This is a genomic window from Pseudorhodobacter sp., from assembly GCF_030452865.1.
GTDB lineage: Bacteria > Pseudomonadota > Alphaproteobacteria > Rhodobacterales > Rhodobacteraceae > Pseudorhodobacter.
Map to the genome: position 1 here is coordinate 1 of NZ_JAKDLJ010000543.1, position 1,890 is coordinate 1,890.

The window sequence follows — 1,890 nt, forward strand, 5'->3', positions numbered from 1 at the left end:
AGGATCGCGGCGGGTTCAACCTGCGCGACATTTTCCGGTTGGGCGGCGGACGCTGCGGGTTCCGGGGCGGTCGATGTCACCGCCAATGTGCTCGGGCTTTCGGCTGACTGCTCCAACCGGGGGGCAGAGGCGGATTGCACCGGTCGGGTTGCCGATGTCGGACCTGCCACATCCTGCCCTTGCGCAACGGATACCGGGGCCGCCGGCGCTTGTCCCAAAACCGCAACCTCGGCATCCGATGGCGGCACGACATCGGCGGGCGCAAGCACCACCTGTTCCTGCGACGCAATCTCCTGCCCAGAGGCAAGGCGCATCAGCAGCGTCATCAGCCGCGGCTTCGCACTTTGCGGCAAGGTGAACTGCGCCGCGAACCCACCGGTTCCGTCGGCAGCAAGGCTGACCACAACCGCGCCATCGACCAGAACCGACACCTCACTGCCCGGCACGGCCCGGCCCGCCACCAGTGCAGCGCCATCCTTTTCGATCCGCACCACATCAAAGCGCGGCGGTTCTGCGTTTGCAGCCGACGGTTCGGGAGCCGATAGCGGCGGTGCGGCTGCGACTGGCGCGGTTTCCTTGGGCGCGGGCACGGCTTCGGCGATCGGCGCTGTTTCCGGTGCCGGGGCTTTTGCGGCTGGCTCTGGTATCGGCTCGGGCAGCGGCGCGCGCAACGACAGGAACAATGCGATCAGCCCGATGCCGAGTGCCGCCGCTGCGACAGCCGCAGCAACCTTCGATCCCGTCCCAATGTTCCGCCACGCCGCCATTCACGCCCCCTGCCAGCCGGGGCGCAACCTGCCCCTTCGCCTTCACATGACCCCGGAATTCCGCTGCAAAGCAAGTGGTATCACGCCGCGATCCGCCATTACGCGCGCCAACACCCACGAAAAAGGCCCGCCAAGGATTTCCCCGGCAGGCCCATGTTCACAAATGCAGCGCCGGGGTCAGAGACGCGACGCCACGTTTTCCCAGTTCACCAGCTTGTCGAGGAAGTTGCTCAGATACGCCGGGCGCTTGTTGCGGAAGTCGATGTAATAGGAATGTTCCCACACATCGCAGCCCAAAAGTGTGGTTTGACCAAAGCACAACGGGTTCACGCCATTCTCGGTCTTGGTGACCTTGAGGCTGCCATCCTTGTCCTTCACCAGCCACGCCCAGCCAGAGCCGAACTGACCACCGCCAGCCGCCGAAAACTCCTCTTTGAATTTGTCGACGCTGCCGAAGGCTTCGGCAATGGCCTTTTCCAGATTACCCGGCATCTTCTTGCTGCCCGGCCCCATCATCTGCCAGAACTGGCTGTGATTCCAATGCTGGCTGGCATTGTTGAAGATGCCGTTTTGCGCCACCGCACCAGATTTATAGGTACCCTTGACGATATCCTCAACCGATTTGCCTTCCCATTCGGTACCTGCAATCAGTTTGTTGCCATTGTCGACATAGGCTTTGTGATGGATATCATGATGATATTCCAAGGTTTCCTTGGACATGCCAAGCCCTGCCAGCGCATCGTGACCGTAAGGAAGGTCGGGAAGTGTGAAAGCCATGATCAACTCCTGCATTTTGTTTCGTTACGTCTTTAAGCGCCTGCCCCTTGTGAAGGTCAAGGGCAGAGCGCGGATTCACGGTTTATGGGACCAACGCACCACGTCATTGTCCGCGCGGCACGCAAAACCAACACCTCCGCCCGAAAAGCAAGACGGCAAAAACGGTATCGGCCTGTCCCCGGCTGCATCTCCACTGATCGAACGCCGCTCAACAGTCGTCGGTTCCAAGCCGTGGGTCAACAATCATCAGCATCGTAGTCTGCCTGTTCCTCAGCGAAGGCCACTTTCGGAATCGTGCGGGATCAAATCTCCGCCCCCTGCATCGCCGCATGCGACAGCACAGCCA

General features: G+C 61.3%; 2 protein-coding genes and 1 pseudogene. 1 reads left to right on the forward strand and 2 read right to left on the reverse strand.

Annotation, left to right across the window (positions count from 1 at the left end; all coding sequences use genetic code 11):
- Both L0H65_RS19225 and L0H65_RS19230 read right to left on the reverse strand, forming a co-directional pair.
- Positions 1–767, reverse strand: a pseudogene (locus L0H65_RS19225) (hypothetical protein); the annotation flags it as partial.
- Between the two features lie 177 nt (positions 768–944).
- The gene (locus L0H65_RS19230; protein ID WP_301460797.1) at positions 945–1,544 is read right to left on the reverse strand and encodes a superoxide dismutase; all 600 of its coding nucleotides are present in this window, start codon (positions 1,542–1,544) and stop codon (positions 945–947) included.
- Between L0H65_RS19230 and L0H65_RS19235 the strand changes: the two genes are divergently transcribed.
- On the forward strand, positions 1,534–1,890 hold a 357-nt coding region (locus L0H65_RS19235; RefSeq protein ID WP_301460798.1), incomplete at its 3' end, for a hypothetical protein. The two genes, L0H65_RS19230 and L0H65_RS19235, sit on opposite strands and share 11 nt — an antisense overlap.